The sequence below is a fragment of the Salegentibacter sediminis genome (assembly GCF_002078605.1).
Taxonomy (GTDB): domain Bacteria; phylum Bacteroidota; class Bacteroidia; order Flavobacteriales; family Flavobacteriaceae; genus Salegentibacter; species Salegentibacter sediminis.
The window spans coordinates 21,716-40,462 of sequence record NZ_MSJR01000002.1 but is presented as its reverse complement, the minus strand read 5'-3'; the positions used below and the strand labels follow the sequence as shown (position 1 = coordinate 40,462).

Below are 18,747 nucleotides of genomic sequence, written 5' to 3'. Positions count from 1 at the left end.
AATTTGGATATTCTAAATCTGCGCATTCTTGATATAGTAGATATCGTTCTTGTCGCACTTCTGCTGTACTATCTTTACAAGCTTATTAAGGGAACTGTAGCAGTAAACATCTTTATAGGCATTGTAATCGTGCTGCTTTTTGGGATGCTTACCCAATTATTGCAAATGGAACTCCTAAGTAGTGTGCTGGGAGAGTTTATAGGGTTGGGGATGTTCGCCCTGATTGTGGTTTTTCAGCAGGAGATCAGGAAATTTCTTTTAATGATAGGTTCCACAAATTTTACCCAAAGAGGAAAATTTTTTAAGAATTTGCGGTTTATCAAGGATGATCTCGAAACTACTACCAATGTAGAAGCCATAGTAAATGCGTGCGAAAGTATGGGGCGCACTTATACCGGGGCCCTAATGGTAATTCAGAAAAGCACCAACCTTGATTTTGTAAAGAATTCGGGGGATGACATGTATATTGAGCTCAACCAACCCATTATTGAATCTATTTTTTACAAGAATTCTCCCCTGCACGATGGTGCAATGATTATTGAGGACAACAGGATAACTGCAACCCGGGTTATTTTACCTGTATCCAATGATAGGGCAATCCCCCTGCGTTTTGGTTTAAGGCACCGGGCAGCAGTAGGCATTACCGAAAAAACAGATGCCCTGGCCCTGGTGGTTAGCGAAGAAACCGGCCAAATCTCTTATATAAAAGACGGGGAATTTGTGATGTTTGAAAACACCAAAGAACTTATAGAAAAAATTAAAGAAGACCTCAGTTAACCAAGCGGTTCTTCAGCCATAAATTGTACCTCATAGAGATTGCGGTAATAACCCTTTTCTTTTTTAAGCAATTCAGCGTGAGTCCCTATTTCCATGATTTTACCTTCATCCATCACGATAATCTTATCGGCTTTTTTAATTGTGGCCAGCCTGTGTGCGATCACAATTGAGGTACGACCCTGGGTAATCTTATCGGTAGCCTCCTGGATGAGCAACTCGCTATAGGTATCTACCGAAGAAGTAGCCTCATCTAAGACCAGGATACTTGGGTTGCTCATATACGCTCTTAGAAAAGATATTAATTGGCGCTGCCCGGAAGAAAGCATTGCTCCTCTTTCTTTTACGTTGTAGTGATAGCCACCCGGCAGGGTATTAATGAATTCATGAATCCCGATTTGTTTTGCGGCGGTCACTACATCTTCTTCAGAAATTTCGGGATCGTTCAGGGTGATGTTGTGCAAAATCGTATCTGCAAATAAAAATACATTCTGAAGCACTACCGCAATTTGTGATCGCAGCGACTGGAGATTTATATCCCGAATGTCGGTGCCGTCAATTAGAATCTTCCCGCTGTTTATTTCGTAAAATCTGTTTAGAAGATTGATAATAGTAGATTTTCCGGCACCGGTGGCACCTACAATCGCAATTGTTTCTCCGGGTTCGGCCCGGAAGGATATTCCTTTCAGCACTTCTTCATCATCAACATAACTAAAGCGAACATCTTTAAATTCGATCTCGCCTTTAAGGTTTGTTACCTCTATTTTTCCCTCATCTTTAATAGAGGATTCCGTATCCAAAATTCCGAAGACACGATTAGCGGCAACCATACCCATTTGCAGGGTATTAAATTTGTCGGCGATTTGACGTAACGGCCTGAATAGCATCTGGGAAAGTTCAATAAAAGCCACGATAATCCCCAGGGTAATCTCCCCACCTTCTACTGCCCTTAAACCTCCAAACCAAACAATAAGTCCAATGGTAATAGAAGTAGCCATTTCAGCAATTGGAAAGAAAATAGAGTTATACCATACCGTTTTCACCCAGGCATTTCGGTGCTTATCATTAATTTTTTTAAAATTTTCATATTCGGCTTTTTCGCGGGTAAAAAGCTGTACGATCTTCATCCCGGTAATGCGTTCCTGTACGAAGGTATTCAGGTTTGCCACCTCTGTACGCACTTCTTCAAAAGCAACCTTCATCTTACGCTGAAACACCCTGGTGGCGTACATAATTAAAGGTAAAACAGTTAACACCAATAGGGTTAACTGCCAGCTCTGATAAAACATAAAAGCAACGACCACCAGCATTTTAAGAATATCGCTAATTATCATAAAAAGCCCCTGGCTAAAAATACTGGCAATGGTTTCAATATCGCTTACCGCTCGCGTAACGAGTCGTCCTACCGCAGATTTATCGTAATACGCCATTTTAAACCGCAGCATATGCCTGAAAAGATTCACCCTAAGGTCCCGAACAACCTCCTGCCCCAGCCAGTTGGCGTAATAGATAAAGAGAAACTGAAAAATAACTTCCAGAAGAAGTATCCCGGCCATAAGCGCTACAAAAAACACCAGGTTCTCATAATCGGCCGGCATAATTGCATCATCTATGGTAACCCTAAGCAAATAGGGCCTCAGTACCGCAAAAAAGGATAGCAAAACAGCGGCAACTCCTACAAAATAAAAAGTGATTTTATAAGGCCTGGTATATTTAAGCAGGCGCTTAAATAAATTAAAATCGAATGCATTTCCAGATTTAGATGCCATTTACTCTACTGCTATTTTTATTTTTGGATATGTGATTTTTGTGAGGTACAGCGCTCTTGCCGGCACCGAAGTTCCTGCCTTACTCCTGTCTTCACTTTTAATTATTTCGTGCAAGCTTTCTACCGAAGTTTTTCCCAATCCAATTTCAATTAAACTCCCAACAATAGCACGCACCATATTCCGCAGAAACCTGTTGGCTGTGATGCTGAATTTTAAAATATCCCCATCCCACTCCCACCGGGCCTCTTCAATTTTGCAATTATAGGTTTTTACATCGGTTCTCGACTTTGAAAAACACTTAAAGTTAGTATAAGTTTTCAAGATCTCTGCGGCTTGATTCATTTTATCTACATCCAGACACTTCTTAATAAAGTAGGCCCGGTCTATCAAAAATGGGTCTTTTTTATTAATTATATGGTATTCATAGCTTCGGCTCAAGGCATCAAACCGGGCGTGAGCAAGGGGTTCTACCTCAAAGATATCATAAACAGCAATGTCTTTTGGCAGCATAGAGTTGAGTTTATACTGAAGCTGTTCTGTATCTATTTTTTCCTGAATATCGAAGTGTGCAAAGATCTGCTTTGCGTGCACCCCGGCATCTGTCCTGCCAGCCCCTGTTATTTCTATGGTTTTCTGAAATAATTTTCCAAGGGCCGTTTCAATTTTTTCCTGCACCGAAACCGCATCTGGTTGGTTTTGCCAACCGTGATAATTCTTTCCAAAATATGCCAGTTCTATAAAATACCTCAAGTGAATGCGATTATTTTTCTATATTTTCGAACTGCAAAGATAAGGCAATTATCACAAGCTGAAATCATACCCATCGGGGGAATTAAATAAGTCTAAACCAGAAGAAATAGTTTTGAAAAAGATCCTGCTTTTAAGCGACACCCATACCTATATTGACGAAAGAATCCTTCACTATGCCGCCCAGGCCGACGAAATATGGCACGCCGGCGATATTGGTAATCTTTCAGTAACCGATGCTTTACAAAAGCTTAAACCCTTAAAAGCAGTATATGGAAATATTGATGGAGCTGAAATAAGAAGAGAGTTTCCGCTTCACCAACGCTTTATATGTGAAGGCGTAGATGTTTGGATTACCCATATTGGTGGTTACCCGGGAAAATATTCGCCGGCAATAAGGGAAGAAATCAGAAAAAACCCTCCTAAACTTTTTATATGTGGCCATTCTCATATTTTGAAGGTGATAAACGATAAACAATTAAACCTGCTCCATATGAATCCGGGCGCAGCTGGAAAACAGGGTTTTCATAAAAAACGCACTATGCTTAGATTTAAAATTGAGGCTGCGGAAATCAAGGATTTAGAAGTGATAGAGTTAAAAAGTAAGTAGGAAGGCTTAGTAAGCAGTATACAATTAGAAAGTTTGTGTCTTTGCGATGGAGGCACGACTGAAGCAATCTGCTCTAATAATTTCACGAAAAGCTTTTGATTTAAAGACTACCTCGCTTGTAATGACGGAAAGAATTAATATCCTCAATTCCAAACATTCAGAGTTCATCAAGATATACCAAATTGATTCCGCTTCACTTACAAAAACTAAAAAACCCGAAGCTTTCACTTCGGGTTTTCACGCACTAATACTACTAAGATGATAGGCTTATCGTAATCGGTCCACAGATTTTACGAGATCTTCGTCCTTTTTAATAGCCTTATTGGCCAAAACAAGAAAAACGATAGAAATGATTGGAAGAAACATCCCAATATCCTTCTTTGAGATTATCACCTCTCCGGATAAGCTTAGCGACCAATAAACAAACACTCCTAGTAAAAAAAAGTTTAACAGTATATTTAAACGCCCCAGCACAAACTGAAGCTTTCTGTTTTTGAACATAAAAATACTCACCAATGAAAGCAATGCCGAAGAAATAAACATGATAAAAATCATAAGTTCATTATTCGCATATACGGGAGCACCTGCTGAATTTTCCCAAAGCGGAAATAAAAAAATCAATCCACCGCTAATAATAGCAGCCAGTAACAAGTAAACAGTCTGTATTCTTTGTAGCATATCGGGGTTACAATTCGCCACAAAAATAACAGATTCTTTAGAAAATTCCACTTTAAATATTAAAATAAAGTCGTATCATTGCATAAACAATTCGTAACCTGTTCTAAACAGGTTACTTAAGTCTCCAAATTTTTTTCGATTCTTCCACGAGAAGTTTTAATCAACCCAAACACAAAATTTTATTCTTATTTATTCATGTTTGAAATTTCAGAATTAAAAGCTAAAAAGCTACCTGAACTTCAGGAAATCGCAAAGTCATTAAATGTTCCTAAATTCAGAAGCCTTAAAAAATCAGATCTGGTTTATCAAATCTTAGATCACCAGGCTGCCAACCCTGCCATCGCGAAGGAAGTTCTGGCCGAGGAGCGCCCAAAAAGCTCCGAAGCTTCAGAAAAACCACAGAAGAAAAAAACCGGAAAAATAGGCAGCGATAAAAAACCACCAAGACAAAAACAATCGGATTCTCCTCAAAAAGAAGAAAAACCACGAGCTAAAGCCCAGCCTGCAAAAGAAAAACCTCAGGCCAGGGAAAACAAAAGACCGGAAAAACGTTCTTCCAAAGACTCAAGAGATTCCAGGGATGATAACCGTGGTAATCAAAGAGAGAAACAGGAGAGCCGTAGTAAAAATACTTCGAGCCGTGACAACGGAAATCGTGATAACAACAATAATAACCGTGACGGAGGAAACCGTGACAGTCGGAATCGCTATCGCGAGCCCGATTATGAGTTTGATGCGATAATTGAAAGTGAAGGGGTACTCGATATCATGCAGGACAACTATGGTTTCTTAAGGTCTTCAGACTACAACTACCTTACTTCCCCAGATGATATTTATGTATCACAATCGCAGATAAGATTATTCGGCCTTAAAACCGGAGATACGGTTCTGGGTCAAATCCGTCCGCCAAAAGAAGGAGAAAAATATTTTCCTTTAATAAAGATCAACAAGATCAACGGCCTGGATCCGCAAGTAGTAAGAGACAGGGTTTCTTTTGAACACCTCACTCCACTTTTCCCAAAGGAAAAATTCAATATCGCCGATAAACAAAGTTCTATTTCAACCAGGATCATGGACCTCTTCTCCCCTATTGGAAAAGGACAACGTGGAATGATCGTTTCTCAACCTAAAACCGGTAAAACCATGTTGCTAAAGGATATCGCTAATGCAATTGCAGCGAATCATCCTGAAGTATACCAAATCGTTCTCCTTATCGATGAACGTCCCGAAGAGGTTACCGATATGCAACGGAATGTTCGCGGGGAAGTAGTGGCTTCAACCTTTGATAAGGAAGCTCACGAACATGTACGTGTTGCAAATATCGTATTAGAAAAGGCTAAGCGCCTGGTAGAATGTGGCCACGACGTAGTAATACTTCTGGATTCTATTACCAGGCTTGCGCGAGCTTACAACACCGTACAGCCTGCCAGTGGGAAGGTACTTAGTGGTGGTGTTGATGCAAATGCCCTTCACAAACCAAAGCGTTTCTTTGGTGCTGCGCGTAATATCGAAAATGGTGGTTCTCTATCCATTATCGCAACGGCACTTACCGACACAGGTTCCAAGATGGACGAAGTTATCTTTGAAGAATTTAAAGGAACCGGTAATATGGAGCTACAACTGGACAGAAAGATCGCTAACAGAAGAATTTTCCCTGCAATAGACCTTACTTCCTCCAGCACACGTCGTGACGATCTTTTACTGGATGAAAATACCATACAGCGTATGTGGGTACTGCGTAAATATCTTGCAGATATGAACCCTATTGAAGCTATGGAATTTATTGAAGAGCGTTTCAAACAAACCAGGAACAACGAAGAATTCCTCATTTCGATGAATGCCTAATCTTCAGAAAGTTATAATCACAAGAAAACCGGGTTCCTTAAAGGATCCCGGTTTTTTGTTTTCTGCTGAAGAAAATTCAGCACTAAAATTTCAAATTTATTTGGAAAATGAATTCCATTAAGATTATATTTGTACCTGTATTGCGGGAGTAGCTCAGTTGGTAGAGCGTCAGCCTTCCAAGCTGAATGTCGCCGGTTCGAACCCGGTCTCCCGCTCTAAAGACCTCTGCATTTTTTGTGGAGGTTTTTTTTATTTAAAAAAATTCAGGACCGGGTGAGAAGCCTGTCCTGAGTGAGCTTGAAAAGCGAACCGAAGGGAACCCGGTCTCCCGCTCTAAAAACCTCTGCATTTTTTGCGGAGGTTTTTTTATGTTTATAAATAAAGATTCAAATATTCATAAAAGTCTTCCAGGATATTACTATTTAAATCCCCTCCCAGGGTCTATAGTTTTTTGTTTCATTCATATAGATGGCAAACTTCTATAAAGTCTTGTTAAATGCCCCTAAAAAAAGGAGTTTTTCTATCAAAATAAGCTTATTTTTAGCTTAATAAATAAAAAACAGTATTCATTATTATGAAAGATAAACCCGGAAAAACCCAGGATCTAATAGATGCAAAATTCTTAGAGAAACGTAAAATATTTCTTTGGGGCGATGTAAACGATAAAACCGCTAAACACGTGATTGATCGTCTTTTGTACCTGGACATGGAAAGTGATAAGGAAATTCAATTTTTTATAAATAGTCCCGGAGGTTTTGTAACCGATGGATTTGCCATTTATGATACCATGCAGAGTCTTAGAAGTCCGGTTTCTACTATTTGTTCAGGCCTGGCAGCATCTATGGGATCTATACTTTTATCTGGAGGCACCAAAGGAAGAAGGCTTATCCAACCTCACGGTAAAGTAATGATTCATCAACCAATGGGTGGAGCCAGAGGCCAGGCTTCCAATATTGAAATTCAGGCGGCCGAAATCCTTAAAATAAAAGAACTGAGTGCGCGCATCCTTTCAGAAAACTGTGAACAGCCTATAGAAAAAGTAATGAAAGATTTTAATCGCGATTACTGGATGAACGCTGAAGAATCTATTGAATACGGAATCGTGGATGATATTTTAAAGAAGTAACATGGATATTAAACATAAAGAAACCGAAACCCGGGGAATGTTCTATCTGGAAAACAATGAAGGAGTATACGCTGAACTCACCTATACTCATAAAGATAATGATATTCTCACCATAGACCATACTGAAGTTAATGAGGATCTGGAAGGACAGGGTATTGCAGGGAAATTGCTTAAAAGAGCCGTAGAATATGCCCGCAACCAGGGACTCAAAATAGATCCGCTTTGCCCTTATGCTGAAGTACAGTTTGAACGAAATGAATCTTACCAGGATGTAAAAGTAAAATAGGCGGGGAAGCCTCTCTCCCAGTTCCTGTTTTACCGCTCCAAAATAACCTACATGAAAATAATTAGATTTTCCCTTTACTTATCTCTCGTTGCAATTTTTGCCTGTAATAATAACAACAAGGAATCCGGAATTGAAACAAAAAATGCTCCGGATATCGAAGAAGTTAAAAAACTTTCTTCTGCAGCAAATGTTGAAGAAAAAATTCAGCAATGGCAAAAAGAATCCGCTAATTCAGGGATTCAGTTAGAAAACATACGCCTGGTAGATAGTTTTTATTCCCAGCGGGAATACCAACCGGTATGGAGCAATAGGGAATTACGGGAAGATCTTTACCGTAGTATTGAGAATGCCCCCAACCACGGACTCCAGTTTAAGGATTATCATGGGGATTACCTGGAAATGGCCTTATCTAATTTAGCTAATCTTGACCAGGAAGAAAAAGACTTATTAGAACTCGTGCTCACCGATGCTTTCTTCACCTACGGAAGACATCTGAATTCAGGTAAGTTAGACCCTAAAAAACTTTACTCTATTTGGGATATAGACAGCAATACAACCGATTTACTCCCGCTGTTCGAAAAGGCCATTTCAGAAAATAAAATTTCTGCCACACTGGAAGACCTGGCCCCAAATCATATAGTGTATAAAGGGCTACAAAAATCACTTAAGGAGTATCGGGTCTTAAAGGAAAAGGAGGAAAATCCAACCCAGGTCCCGCAAGGAGAAAGTATTAAACCGGGTGATACCAGTTCAAGAATGGCGATGATTGCCCTGAGGCTTAATGAATTGAATTTTATAGACAGTATTCCGCCAAATTCAACCCATAAGTATAACCAGAATTTACAGGAAGCCATCCGGAAATTCCAGGAACACCACGGGATAGAAACCGATGCGGTAATAGGCGAAGGAACTATCTCTGAGCTTAATAGTACCTACGAAGAACGTTACAAGCAAATATTAGTTAATATGGAGCGTTGGAGATGGCATCCTCAGGATCTGGGCGATCACTATATTATCGTTAATATCCCTAATTACAGATTGCATCTGGTTAAAGAAAAAGATACCATTAGCAGTAACCGGGTGATGGTAGGAACTGAAGCCCGAAAAACACCTGTTTTTTCAGATAAAATTGAACATATTGTCTACAACCCTACCTGGACGATCCCTCCAACCATTAAAAAGAATGATGTTATTCCGGCAGCAAAAAGGAATAGCTCTTATCTTACCAGCAGGAATATGGCAGTTTTTGATGGTAGCGGCCAAAGATTAAATCCTTCAGAAATAAACTGGAATAACCCAGAGGTGGTAAATTACACCTACCGCCAGGAAGCAGGTCCCGCCAACCCATTGGGAAAGGTAAAGATAATTTACCCTAACAGGTATTCTATTTACCTCCATGACACCCCCTCTAAAAAGCTTTTCGAGAAAAACTCCAGGGCTCAGAGCTCGGGCTGTGTAAGAGTTGAAGGGGTGTTAGACCTGGCCGAATATTTATTAAACGACCAGGAAAAATATACTTCAGAAAAAATTCAGGAAATTCTGGATTCAGGTAGAACTACTACCATCAAGATTACCAAAGATGTTAGGGTTCATCATTTTTATTGGACGGCCTGGCGTGAGGGCGATGAAACCCGATTTGCCGAAGACATTTACAAGCAGGATAAAGAAATTATGCAGCTGTTACTGAATTAAGCAGCTTGGAGTTTTTAAGGTAATTTTTGTCTTCTTTGTGGATATAAATCACAGATCTTCCTTTTATCTTTTCAATAAGGTCTTTAGCTATAGAATTTGGAACTGCAGGGCAGCCATAACTTCTACCTAAACGCCCAATTCTATCTATAAAAGATGGCTCAGCATAATCTGCTCCGTGCACCACTACATAACGTTTTCTGGCGTTGTGATTAAAACCTTTCTCCTGTCCGTCTAAATAAAGAGAAAGCCCGTTTTTACCATAATAAGTTTTTCCGGTTACATAAAACCCAAGGGAACTTTGCAAAGAATTAACCGTATTTGAAAATTTAGTGGCAAACTCGCCGCCGGTATTTTTTCCGTGGGAAACGTAGGTGTGAAATAAAACATTTTTGGTATTCATATCTAGAATCCACATTCTTTTGGTAGTAGAAGAAAGACCAAAATCGATAACGGTTAAGAGTTGATTTCCTACTTTACCTTTTGCATCAAGTTTAGAGTAACCTGTCATTGCTCTTTCAAATACCTTTAAAGTCGGCATACTGGCGCTGTTTTCAGCAAATTCACCATAAACTGTTGCAACTTTTTCAGAAAAAGTTTCAATTTCTTCGGAAACCAATGCGGGGGCAGCAGAGGCTTCAAGCTTTGAGTTTAAAGTTTTAGGAAGTTTAGAGGAAGTTGTAAATGCGAAGGAAAAAATAAGGATTCCAGTAATGGTTAAGATCTTATAAATCATAGGCAAATTTTAAAGTTTTTTGTTGTTCTGTTAATTTATTCCAAAGGATATGCCAATCCGCCCAATTTTGACTTTAATTGAGACACACCCCGCTTAAAAAGGCAAATTTTAACATAATCAAGCAATATCAGGCTTATTTTCAACCAATTATATCATTAAAGCTGGGTTTTCTAAAACGCAAATTAAACAGATGTAGTATACAATTCGGGAAGAATTTTTGTTAAAATTTTAATTTACACGATATAAAATAATGAGAAAAAATAGTATCCTTTTTTTAAGATTCCTTATTGAACTGGGATTATAATTTTGGCTCTGGGGAAATTCTGGCTATCCGGTCACGAGCTAGGATGAAAAAGACAAGAGAAGCCATAACAACATAGATTTAATAAAACATTAGTCGGAGATGCTTAGTGAAGGCTAAAATTTGTTTTTATCTTTATAGCCAAAATTTAATTGTGTTATGAATAAGAAAGTTTTACTGATGATCCTGGACGGATGGGGAATTACCCAGGACCCTAAAGTCTCTGCAATCGCACAGGCTAATACCCCGTTTATGGATTCGGTTATAAAGGAATATCCCCATGCCGAATTACGCACCGACGGGATGAATGTAGGTTTGCCTGAAGGCCAAATGGGAAACAGTGAAGTAGGACATATGAATTTGGGCGCTGGTAGAATTGTATATCAGGACCTGGTAAAGATAAACATGGCAGTAGAAAAAAATACCTTAAAAGACGAGCCGGTACTTGAAGAAGCCTTTACCTACGCCATTAAAAACAATAAACCCATCCATTTTATGGGCTTATTAAGCGATGGCGGGGTCCACTCCCACATCAATCACCTCAAAGGTCTTCTCTCGGCTGCCGAAGAATTTGGGGTGAAGGAAAAATATGTTCACGCCTTTACCGATGGCCGTGATGTAGATCCACATTCGGGAAAAGGATTCATAACAGAGATTGAAGAGCACCTAAAGAAAACCAATGGGAAACTAGCTTCGGTAATAGGAAGGTATTTTGCTATGGACCGTGATAAACGCTGGGAACGGGTAAAAAAAGCCTACGACCTTATTACCAAGGGCGAAGGTTATAAAACCACCAATGCCGTTGAAGAGGTGGAAAACAGTTACAAGAATAATATAAGCGATGAATTTATAGAGCCTATTGTTCTTACCGACGAGGCCGGGGAACCAGTTGCCAAATTGAATGAGAAAGACGTTGTTATTTTCTTCAATTTTCGAACAGATCGCGGGAGACAACTTACTCAAGCCCTTACCCAGGAGGATTTTCCTGAATATGATATGAAAAAAATGCTGTTATATTATGTGACCATCACCAAATATGACGATAGCTTTCAGGGGATTAATGTAGTTTTCAAAAAAGACAATATCAAATCCACTCTGGGAGAAGTTTTAGAATACACCGGGAAAAAACAAATCAGGATAGCTGAGACCGAGAAATATCCTCACGTTACTTTTTTCTTTTCAGGAGGACGCGAAAAACCCTTTAAAGGGGAAAAAAGAATTATGTGCAATTCTCCAAAAGTAGCTACCTACGATCTGCAACCGGAGATGAGCGCTTATGAGTTAAGAGATAAGATCATTCCGGAAATCAGGGAACATTCAGCCGATTTTATTTGTCTGAATTTTGCAAATCCCGATATGGTAGGCCATACCGGAGTATTCGAAGCCGCCGTGAAAGCCTGTGAAACTGTAGATTCCTGTGCTAAAGATGTAGCTGAAGCAGCCCGCGAGAATGATTATTCAGTAATAATAATTGCCGATCACGGGAATAGTGAAACTATGATCAATCCAGACGGAAGTCCAAATACAGCTCACACCACCAACCCGGTGCCCCTTATTTTAATGGACAGCGACGTAAAAGAAATCAAAAGTGGAAAACTTGGAGATATTGCCCCGACCATATTAAAACTTATGGGTATAGATCAACCCGATTTAATGACCCAGGACCCTTTAATTTAAAACAATGACGAGTAAGATATTACTAATTATTCTCAGCTTGTTTTTAAGCGGGAATTTTTCAGAAGAAGAAACTAACAAGCAATCGGAAGAAGAACTTCAGGAGGACTTTCTTGTGGGGGAGTTTCAGCGAAAAGAACTGGAACAAAATCCGTATTCATATTGGTTCAACAGTGGCTACAGCAATTATCAGCCGGAAGAAAAACATATGAAGGTTATAAAAGAAAACATCTCTGATTATGAAATTGTTCTATTTATGGGTACCTGGTGTGCCGATAGCCAATTGGAAGTTCCCAAACTCTATAAAATCCTGGACCAGGCCGGTTATGATTATTCCAAATTAACTAATATAGCTGTTGATCCCAATAAGGAAACCCCCAATCATATTGAAGAAAATTATGAGGTTAACCTGGTACCCACGATTATCTTTTGCAAAGATGGCGTAGAAGTAAACCGGTTCGTAGAATTTTCATTAGAGACATTTGAAGAAGACGTGGCAGATATTGTAAGCCAAAAAGCTTACAAAAATCCATATGCCGATTTTTAAAACCAGAAACATAATTTAAGTTTAATCTTTCTAATTTTGTATTATGCCAAAATCCCTTACAATAGCAGTAGATTTTGATGGCACTATTGTAGAGAACAAATATCCCGAGATTGGCAAACCTATGCTTTTTGCTTTTGAATCCTTACAGAAGCTACAGGAAGAAGGCCACTTGTTAATCCTCTGGACCTACAGGTACGGCGAGAAATTAGAAGAGGCAGTTGAGTTCTGTAAAATGCGAGGGATCGAGTTTTACGCTGTAAATAAAAGTTATCCTGAAGAAGATTTCGATGAAGGGATTAGCAGAAAAATCCTTGCCGATATTTTTATTGATGACAGAAATTTAGGAGGAATGTTAGGTTGGGGAGAAATATATCAGAAACTTACCAACGGAAACGAAAGACCGCAGAAAAAGCGCTACGGTTTTTTAACCGCTTTTAAAAAATAAAAATGATTATACCTAAAACTAAAGAAGAGATAGAATTACTAAGGGAAAGCGCCCTTATAGTTTCAAAAACCCTTGGTATGTTAGCTGCTGAAATAAAACCCGGCATCACTACCCTTCATTTGGATAAAATGGCTGAAGAGTTCATAAGGGACCACGGTGCAGAACCGGGCTTCCTGGGAATGTATGATTTCCCAAATTCTCTTTGTATGAGCCCCAACGCCCAGGTAGTACACGGAATACCGAATGACATACCTTTACAGGAAGGAGATATTATTTCTATAGATTGTGGAGCACTTAAAAATGAATTCTATGGTGATCATGCCTACACTTTTGAGGTAGGAGAAGTTTTACCAGAAATAAAGGAACTGCTAAAAGTAACCAAAGAATCTTTATATGTAGGAATTAGAGAATTTAAAGCAGGAAATCGCGTCGGGGATGTTGGATACGCCATTCAGCAATATACCGAGAGTCGCGGTTATGGTGTGGTAAGGGAACTTGTAGGCCATGGTCTTGGAAAAAAGATGCACGAGGATCCAGAAATGCCAAATTACGGTAAACGCGGAAGAGGAAAAAAGTTCGTGGAAGGAATGGTAGTGGCCATAGAGCCTATGATTAATCTCGGAACCAGAAGAATTAAACAGTTGCCTGATGGCTGGACAATTTTGACGGCAGATAACAAACCCAGCGCACATTTTGAACATGATGTGGCCCTGGTGAACGGAAAACCAGAATTGTTATCTACCTTTAAATATATTTATGAGGCTTTAGGAATAGAGAGTGATGAGGAGGTAGAATTTAGAGCACAGGTATATGATTAAAAATTTTAGACAGGAACGGTGGGAAACCTTGCATAAGGAAGAATGGCAGGAGAGATTTATCTATAAAGTTTCCAATTTTGGTCGTATGATCAGTTTTCTTAGAAATCCTGAAGGAGAACTTGTTAAGGGAGGCAAAATAGGAGGCTACCTCAATTTCTCGGTTAAATTAAAAACCGGAAAATCCAAAAGCTATTATATTCACCGAATCGTTGCCGAGCTATTTCTGAAGAAAAAAGAGGGTGATAAGTACGTGGTTCACAAGAACTTTCAGAAAGACGACAACCGGGTGTCAAATCTTGCCTGGATGACCCAGGAAGAATGGGTGAAACATCAATATAACAGCCCCAAGGTTAAGGAAAATAAGCACAAGAGGAAATTACGTAAAGTGGTTTCTTATTCAAAACTCACCTATGCCCAGGCGGTTATCCTTAAAAAGAAATTACTGGACCCTAACCGAAAAACCCGAATAAGAGTGCTGGCCAAGCAATTTGGAGTTTCTGAAATGCAACTGTACCGCATCAAATCGGGAGAAAACTGGGGAGATATTGAAGTTTGATGTATACACATCAAGCAGAATTGTAAATTAGATGAAGAAAGTTTTTAAGCTAATCCTCAATGCTTTTCCCAGGCCATTGCTAATTCGTTTCAGTTATCTCGCCAGACCACTGCTGAAGTTGGCGCTGCGCGGAAATAATTATACAGATCCCATTGATGGTAGTAGCTTTAGAAAATTTCTTCCCTACGGTTATGTAAAGCAGCGGGAGAATGTACTCTCCCCTTCTACCCTTTCCCTGGAACGGCACCGTTTGCTCTGGCTATATTTAAAAAATGAAACAGACTTCTTCACCCGCCCCTTAAAAGTTCTTCATTTCGCACCGGAACAGGCCTTTTACAAGCGATTCAGAAAATTAAAAAACCTCGATTACACCACAACAGATCTTAATTCTCCATTGGCCGATGTAAAGGCAGATATCTGCGATTTGCCATTTTCAGATAACGAATTCGATTTTATTCTTTGCAATCACGTGCTGGAACATATTCCCAATGACACCAAGGCTATGCAGGAGATTCACCGGATATTAAAACCCGGCGGGACGGCTATTGTGCAAATCCCGCAGGACCTGAACCGGGAGAAAACATTCGAGGATGATTCCATTACCGATAGAAAAACCCGGGAGAGAATCTTTGGGCAGTATGACCATGTGAGAGTTTATGGCAGGGATTATTTTGATAAACTTAGAAGTATCGGATTCAGGGTGGAAGAAATTGATTATAGTAATGAATTAACTTCAGAAGAAATAAATAAATACCGTCTGGCAGAAGGGGAAATAATTCCCGTTTGCCACAAATAATTAATCTCTCAGCGTCTTTTTAAAGCCCTCTGAAGCATATACAACAGGCTCTCCCTTCTTCACATAGATAAAATAAGCATCAACATTATCAAGCTTTCCCAGTAAGGCTGAAGCCTTTTCAAATCCCATAGCCATAAATGCCGAGGCATAAGCATCGGCAAGGGTACAGTTTTCAGCTAAAACCGAAGCGCTAAGAAGATCGTTTTTTTCGGCCAAACCGGTGAGGGGGTTAATGGTATGTACAAAGGTATTCCCCGAGGAATCTGTTTTGAATTTCCGATAATTTCCAGAAGTTGCCATCGCCCTGTCTTTTAAGGCAAGAATGGTTTGAAAAGTTCGCTCTCCTTCTACCTGTTTAGGGTCATCTATAGCTACAATCCAATCGGAGTCTTTTTGTTTATTTCTTCCTTTAGCCACAAGCTCGCCCCCTAACTCGATAAGATAATCTGAAACATTTTTTTCATCAAAATATTCAGCAATAACATCAATGGCATAACCTTTAGCAATAGCATTAAAATCGATATAAATTCCGGGTTCGGCTTTTCTAATTCTATTATCAGGATCTAACTCAAGTTTATCAAAGCCCACAAGCCGATGAAGGGAGTCAAGACAAGCTTCATCAGGTTGTTTAAGCCCCTTTTTAGGTCCAAAACCATATGCATTTACCAAATTACCAACCGTAGGATCAAAAAAGCCTTCGCTCTCCTTATAGATCTTTTCTGAGGCACGGAATACTTTCACGAAATGTTCATCTACCACAATACTGGTATCGCCCCGGTTAATCCGAGAAATATGAGAATCCTGCTGATATGTGCTCATCGATGTATTTATAATCTCGAATATAGAGTCAAGAGCAGTTTCCACTTTTAATTCTTCGTCTGAAAAATATTTGATATTATAAGTGGTTCCCAGTGCATTGCCGGAAATACTTTTAGCAGAATTTTCAGGTTGACAGGCCATGAAAAGCGTCAGCAAAAGCAATAAAAGTATATGTTTATTCATCGATTTAAATTTCTTGCCAGCCATCATAATTTACCACATAAGCTTCCCCATGGGAAACAGGTTTCTCGTAATCTTCAGAATTGGCCAGGCCAACGCCTGCATAAAAGGTGCGAGCTTTAAATTTTAAGGCGTGATCTTTTATGGTCTGCAGAAATTGTCCTTCTAAGATTTTAGGATCATGAGGATATTCTATCGCACGAACAATTACAAAATGTAGCTTCTTATCCTTAAGAGCTACAAACTGTGGATCCTTTTGAATTTCACTATTCACCCCCAAAAATTCATAGCCTTTTTCCTCGAGGTCTTTTCCTACAATATTCATTGCAAGATTATGCAGTTCCTGGTCGTTTAATTTTGCCATAATGCAAAAATAAAAAAGACCGTCTTCCCAGACGGTCTTTTTAGCATATTTATAGGAAGATTAACCCCCAAAGTCATCAAATCTGATATTCTCATCAGGAATACCGAAGTCTTCACCCATTTTCTGAACGGCCTTGTTCATCAATGGAGGTCCACAGAAATATAATTCGATTTCCTCAGGCTCTTCGTGTTTACTCAAATAGTTATCGATAACCACCTGGTGGATGAATCCTACGAATCCATCTCCTTCATCATCGAGATCTTTTTTCACTTTCCAGTTATCTTCTTCCATTGGTTCAGAAAGCGCCAGGTAGAATCTAAAGTTAGGGAAGTCCCTTTCCAGAGCTCTAAAGTGTTCTGTATAGAACAACTCTCGTTTCGAACGTCCACCGTACCAGTACGTCACTTTTCTGCCGGTTTTAAGGGTGCGGAAAAGGTGGTAAAGATGAGAACGCATTGGAGCCATTCCGGCACCACCCCCAACATAAAGCATTTCTGCTTCACTAGGGTTGATAAAGAATTCACCATAAGGTCCTGAAATGATTACCTTATCACCTTTTTTCCTTGAGAAAATATAAGAAGAAGCAATACCTGGGTTAACATTCATCCAAGCATCTTTCGCCCTATCCCATGGTGGCGTGGCCACACGAACATTAAGCATAATTTCACGGCCTTCAGCAGGGTAAGAAGCCATAGAATAGGCTCTCTCTACGGTCTCAGTGTTTTTCATTACCAGAGGCCATAGTTGAAATTTATCCCATTCTTCCTTAAATTTCTCAGGCTCACCCGGGTGTTCATCGGGGTGGGCTGTGATATCCATATCGCTGAACTTTACTTCACATTTAGGAATCTCGATTTGGATATAACCACCGGCCTTATAATCCATATCTTCAGGAATTTCGACAACGAATTCCTTGATAAAAGAGGCCACATTGTAGTTTCTTACTACCGTTGCCTCCCATTTCTTAATTCCGAACACTTCTTCCGGAATCTGGATCTTCATATCTTCCTTTACTTTTACCTGGCATCCAAGGCGCCATCCCTGTGCAATCTCTTTACGGGTAAAATGTGGCTCCTCGGTAGGAAGAATAGCTCCTCCTCCTTCAGAAACAATACACTTACACTGAACACAGGTACCCCCACCCCCACAGGCCGATGGTAAAAATAATTTATTATCCCCTAAGGTAGAAAGCAAGGTTCCTCCGGAACCTACCTCCATATCTTTTTCTCCGTTAATATTAATTGTTACCGGTCCTGACGGTGCCAGTTTAGCTTTGGCTCCAAGCAAAATGGAAACCAATAACAGGATCAATACTAAAAATACTACTACACTTGCTATTACAACTGTCATAATCCTACTTTTTCGATTATATTTTAATTCCCATAAAACTCATAAATCCAAGAGCCATTAGTCCGGTAATAATAAAAGTTATTCCCAGGCCTTTTAACGGAGCCGGTATGTTTGAGTACGCAATTTTTTCACGGATGGCTGCAATTCCCAGAATAGCCAGGAACCAACCAATACCACTTCCAAATCCATAAGTAACGGCTTCGGTTATGGCGCCAAAGTCTTTTTGCTGCATAAATAATGAACCACCAAGGATGGCACAGTTTACCGCAATAAGCGGAAGAAAAATACCCAAAGCACCATAGAGGGCAGGAGCAAATTTCTCTACGATCATTTCTACCAGTTGTACCATAGAAGCGATTACCGCAATAAACATAATAAAGCTCAAAAAGCTAAGGTCTACATCGGCATATTCAGCTCCTAGCCATTGCAGGGCACCGGGTCTTAACAGGTAATTGTCCAGCAAGAAGTTAATAGGCACTGTGATTGTAAGTACAAATATTACAGCAGCACCTAAACCAACAGCTGTTTTCACGGTTTTGGATACCGCCAGGTATGAACACATCCCGAGGAAGTAAGCAAAAACCATATTTTCTATGAAAATACTTCTTACAAATAAGTTTACATATTCCATTATAAT

The 18,747-nt window shown here is 39.6% G+C and carries 20 protein-coding genes and 1 tRNA gene; 13 read left to right on the top strand and 8 right to left on the bottom strand.

The features are described from left to right. The first annotated feature begins 3 nt into the window (after positions 1–3). Positions 4–777 carry a diadenylate cyclase CdaA gene (gene cdaA / locus BUW93_RS04430; RefSeq protein WP_081209585.1) on the top strand — a complete coding sequence of 258 codons (774 nt, stop codon included), beginning with the start codon at positions 4–6 and terminating at the stop codon, positions 775–777. Here the strand turns inward: cdaA and BUW93_RS04425 are convergent. Both BUW93_RS04425 and truA read right to left on the bottom strand, forming a co-directional pair. Beyond that, on the bottom strand, positions 774–2,543 hold the full coding sequence (locus tag BUW93_RS04425) for an ABC transporter ATP-binding protein (RefSeq protein ID WP_081209583.1): 1,770 nt from the start codon (positions 2,541–2,543) through the stop codon (positions 774–776). The two genes, cdaA and BUW93_RS04425, sit on opposite strands and share 4 nt — an antisense overlap. Then, positions 2,544–3,293: a tRNA pseudouridine(38-40) synthase TruA gene (gene truA, locus BUW93_RS04420; protein WP_081209581.1), complete on the bottom strand. Its 750-nt coding sequence runs from the start codon at positions 3,291–3,293 to the stop codon at positions 2,544–2,546. It abuts the gene before it with no gap. Between the two features lie 112 nt (positions 3,294–3,405). Between truA and BUW93_RS04415 the strand changes: the two genes are divergently transcribed. Beyond that, on the top strand, positions 3,406–3,900 hold the full coding sequence (locus tag BUW93_RS04415; RefSeq protein ID WP_081209579.1) for a metallophosphoesterase family protein: 495 nt from the start codon (positions 3,406–3,408) through the stop codon (positions 3,898–3,900). A gap of 267 nt (positions 3,901–4,167) precedes the next feature. Here the strand turns inward: BUW93_RS04415 and BUW93_RS04405 are convergent, their stop codons facing one another. Continuing rightward, positions 4,168–4,578, bottom strand: a complete 411-nt coding sequence (locus tag BUW93_RS04405; RefSeq protein ID WP_081210215.1) for a DUF4293 domain-containing protein — start codon at positions 4,576–4,578, stop codon at positions 4,168–4,170. Between the two features lie 195 nt (positions 4,579–4,773). Between BUW93_RS04405 and rho the strand changes: the two genes are divergently transcribed. From rho to BUW93_RS04380, 5 genes are all read left to right on the top strand, one after another. After that, positions 4,774–6,423, top strand: a complete 1,650-nt coding sequence (gene rho, locus BUW93_RS04400) for a transcription termination factor Rho (RefSeq protein WP_081209575.1) — start codon at positions 4,774–4,776, stop codon at positions 6,421–6,423. 142 nt (positions 6,424–6,565) lie between these two features. Beyond that, positions 6,566–6,638, top strand: a tRNA-Gly gene (locus BUW93_RS04395). Positions 6,639–6,997: 359 nt separating this feature from the next. Then, positions 6,998–7,549: a ClpP family protease gene (locus BUW93_RS04390; RefSeq protein ID WP_081209573.1), complete on the top strand. Its 552-nt coding sequence runs from the start codon at positions 6,998–7,000 to the stop codon at positions 7,547–7,549. Between the two features lies 1 nt (position 7,550). After that, on the top strand, positions 7,551–7,835 hold the full coding sequence (locus tag BUW93_RS04385) for a GNAT family N-acetyltransferase (protein WP_081209571.1): 285 nt from the start codon (positions 7,551–7,553) through the stop codon (positions 7,833–7,835). A 51-nt stretch (positions 7,836–7,886) separates the two neighbouring features. Beyond that, positions 7,887–9,527, top strand: a complete 1,641-nt coding sequence (locus BUW93_RS04380; RefSeq protein WP_081209569.1) for a L,D-transpeptidase family protein — start codon at positions 7,887–7,889, stop codon at positions 9,525–9,527. Here BUW93_RS04380 and BUW93_RS04375 read toward each other — a convergent pair. Continuing rightward, positions 9,505–10,260: a murein L,D-transpeptidase catalytic domain family protein gene (locus tag BUW93_RS04375; protein ID WP_081209567.1), complete on the bottom strand. Its 756-nt coding sequence runs from the start codon at positions 10,258–10,260 to the stop codon at positions 9,505–9,507. The two genes, BUW93_RS04380 and BUW93_RS04375, sit on opposite strands and share 23 nt — an antisense overlap. Before the next feature lie 460 nt (positions 10,261–10,720). Here BUW93_RS04375 and gpmI point away from each other — a divergent pair, with 460 nt between their 5' ends. The 6 genes from gpmI to BUW93_RS04345 are packed head-to-tail and all read left to right on the top strand — an operon-like array spanning position 10,721 to position 15,397. Further along, positions 10,721–12,238: a 2,3-bisphosphoglycerate-independent phosphoglycerate mutase gene (gene gpmI, locus BUW93_RS04370; protein WP_081209565.1), complete on the top strand. Its 1,518-nt coding sequence runs from the start codon at positions 10,721–10,723 to the stop codon at positions 12,236–12,238. 4 nt (positions 12,239–12,242) lie between these two features. Beyond that, positions 12,243–12,782 carry a thioredoxin family protein gene (locus BUW93_RS04365; RefSeq protein ID WP_081209563.1) on the top strand — a complete coding sequence of 180 codons (540 nt, stop codon included), beginning with the start codon at positions 12,243–12,245 and terminating at the stop codon, positions 12,780–12,782. 43 nt (positions 12,783–12,825) lie between these two features. Continuing rightward, complete coding sequence (locus tag BUW93_RS04360) at positions 12,826–13,227, top strand: BT0820 family HAD-type phosphatase (protein WP_081209561.1); 402 nt, start codon at positions 12,826–12,828, stop codon at positions 13,225–13,227. A gap of 2 nt (positions 13,228–13,229) precedes the next feature. Next, entirely contained in the window at positions 13,230–14,045 is an 816-nt protein-coding gene (gene map / locus BUW93_RS04355) for a type I methionyl aminopeptidase (protein WP_081209559.1), read from the top strand. Beyond that, the gene (locus BUW93_RS04350) at positions 14,038–14,601 is read left to right on the top strand and encodes an HNH endonuclease (RefSeq protein ID WP_081209557.1); all 564 of its coding nucleotides are present in this window, start codon (positions 14,038–14,040) and stop codon (positions 14,599–14,601) included. The genes map and BUW93_RS04350 overlap by 8 nt, the downstream gene beginning before the upstream one ends. 31 nt (positions 14,602–14,632) lie before the next feature. Next, positions 14,633–15,397 carry a class I SAM-dependent methyltransferase gene (locus BUW93_RS04345; protein ID WP_081209555.1) on the top strand — a complete coding sequence of 255 codons (765 nt, stop codon included), beginning with the start codon at positions 14,633–14,635 and terminating at the stop codon, positions 15,395–15,397. Here BUW93_RS04345 and BUW93_RS04340 read toward each other — a convergent pair whose 3' ends face one another. Genes BUW93_RS04340 through nqrE form a run of 4 tightly spaced genes read right to left on the bottom strand, consistent with a single transcriptional unit; the run spans position 15,398 to position 18,741 of the window. Next, positions 15,398–16,399 (bottom strand): FAD:protein FMN transferase, encoded by a 1,002-nt coding sequence (locus BUW93_RS04340; RefSeq protein WP_232778315.1) that lies wholly within the window; start codon positions 16,397–16,399, stop codon positions 15,398–15,400. 4 nt (positions 16,400–16,403) lie between these two features. Further along, positions 16,404–16,760, bottom strand: a complete 357-nt coding sequence (locus BUW93_RS04335; protein WP_081209551.1) for a Na(+)-translocating NADH-quinone reductase subunit F — start codon at positions 16,758–16,760, stop codon at positions 16,404–16,406. A 60-nt stretch (positions 16,761–16,820) separates the two neighbouring features. Then, on the bottom strand, positions 16,821–18,110 hold the full coding sequence (nqrF, locus tag BUW93_RS04330; RefSeq protein WP_081209549.1) for an NADH:ubiquinone reductase (Na(+)-transporting) subunit F: 1,290 nt from the start codon (positions 18,108–18,110) through the stop codon (positions 16,821–16,823). A gap of 16 nt (positions 18,111–18,126) precedes the next feature. Then, positions 18,127–18,741 carry an NADH:ubiquinone reductase (Na(+)-transporting) subunit E gene (nqrE, locus tag BUW93_RS04325; RefSeq protein WP_081209547.1) on the bottom strand — a complete coding sequence of 205 codons (615 nt, stop codon included), beginning with the start codon at positions 18,739–18,741 and terminating at the stop codon, positions 18,127–18,129. Positions 18,742–18,747: the final 6 nt, after the last annotated feature.

Excerpts from the sequence above, each read along its gene's own strand:
- BUW93_RS04425 (WP_081209583.1), bottom strand. The coding sequence starts at position 2,543 with ATGGCATCTAAATCTGGAAATGCATTCGATTTTAATTTATTTAAGCGC.
- BUW93_RS04405 (WP_081210215.1), bottom strand. The coding sequence starts at position 4,578 with ATGCTACAAAGAATACAGACTGTTTACTTGTTACTGGCTGCTATTATT.
- rho (WP_081209575.1), top strand. The coding sequence starts at position 4,774 with ATGTTTGAAATTTCAGAATTAAAAGCTAAAAAGCTACCTGAACTTCAG.
- BUW93_RS04390 (WP_081209573.1), top strand. The coding sequence starts at position 6,998 with ATGAAAGATAAACCCGGAAAAACCCAGGATCTAATAGATGCAAAATTC.
- BUW93_RS04385 (WP_081209571.1), top strand. The coding sequence starts at position 7,551 with ATGGATATTAAACATAAAGAAACCGAAACCCGGGGAATGTTCTATCTG.
- BUW93_RS04380 (WP_081209569.1), top strand. The coding sequence starts at position 7,887 with ATGAAAATAATTAGATTTTCCCTTTACTTATCTCTCGTTGCAATTTTT.
- BUW93_RS04375 (WP_081209567.1), bottom strand. The coding sequence starts at position 10,260 with ATGATTTATAAGATCTTAACCATTACTGGAATCCTTATTTTTTCCTTC.
- gpmI (WP_081209565.1), top strand. The coding sequence starts at position 10,721 with ATGAATAAGAAAGTTTTACTGATGATCCTGGACGGATGGGGAATTACC.
- BUW93_RS04365 (WP_081209563.1), top strand. The coding sequence starts at position 12,243 with ATGACGAGTAAGATATTACTAATTATTCTCAGCTTGTTTTTAAGCGGG.
- BUW93_RS04360 (WP_081209561.1), top strand. The coding sequence starts at position 12,826 with ATGCCAAAATCCCTTACAATAGCAGTAGATTTTGATGGCACTATTGTA.
- map (WP_081209559.1), top strand. The coding sequence starts at position 13,230 with ATGATTATACCTAAAACTAAAGAAGAGATAGAATTACTAAGGGAAAGC.
- BUW93_RS04350 (WP_081209557.1), top strand. The coding sequence starts at position 14,038 with ATGATTAAAAATTTTAGACAGGAACGGTGGGAAACCTTGCATAAGGAA.
- BUW93_RS04345 (WP_081209555.1), top strand. The coding sequence starts at position 14,633 with ATGAAGAAAGTTTTTAAGCTAATCCTCAATGCTTTTCCCAGGCCATTG.
- BUW93_RS04340 (WP_232778315.1), bottom strand. The coding sequence starts at position 16,399 with ATGAATAAACATATACTTTTATTGCTTTTGCTGACGCTTTTCATGGCC.
- BUW93_RS04335 (WP_081209551.1), bottom strand. The coding sequence starts at position 16,760 with ATGGCAAAATTAAACGACCAGGAACTGCATAATCTTGCAATGAATATT.
- nqrF (WP_081209549.1), bottom strand. The coding sequence starts at position 18,110 with ATGACAGTTGTAATAGCAAGTGTAGTAGTATTTTTAGTATTGATCCTG.
- nqrE (WP_081209547.1), bottom strand. The coding sequence starts at position 18,741 with ATGGAATATGTAAACTTATTTGTAAGAAGTATTTTCATAGAAAATATG.